A 503-nucleotide genomic window follows, 5' to 3' on the forward strand; every position below is an offset into this window, starting at 1 on the left:
GTTTTTAACTGGGAAATTAAAAAGTAATCAAGAGAAATTTACACAAAATATCTTACACTTCCGAAAAACATCTCAACAATTTGCTGAGACGTTATAAAATAATGTTAGGTTTTTGTGTTCGTGTTTATTTCTCCTTTAAAACCATTATCTAACAACATATTAATATTTTTAGCATAAATATTAAGTCAAACTGGGAAAGACGGGAAAAAATATTTGAATTTTTACTTTATAAAAAATTATGAAATATTTTAAAAAAAATGTTATAATTTAAGTACATAGATTTTAAGAATTCAATTAAGAATAGAATGAAAAAACCTCCAACTGCAATTGGAGATTTTTATTTTTTTAATTTTCCTTGAATGAATTTCTTTAAACTATTTTATATTTTAAGAACTATTATTAAAATTATAATTAGTTTTAAAAATTTCATAGATTTTCAGAATTCAATCAAGGAAAATATGAATATTTTTCTTATTCATAATTTAATTATACTTTTAAAACAG

Annotated in this window: 1 protein-coding gene; it reads left to right on the forward strand. The window is 20.1% G+C overall.

Annotated features, from left to right (window positions below):
• Positions 1-305: 305 nt before the first annotated feature.
• Positions 306-503 (forward strand): hypothetical protein (locus tag ACXX85_RS03985; RefSeq protein WP_458560691.1); only part of this gene is annotated, 198 nt, incomplete at its 3' end.

It is taken from the genome of Mycoplasma sp. Z386, assembly GCF_054343375.1.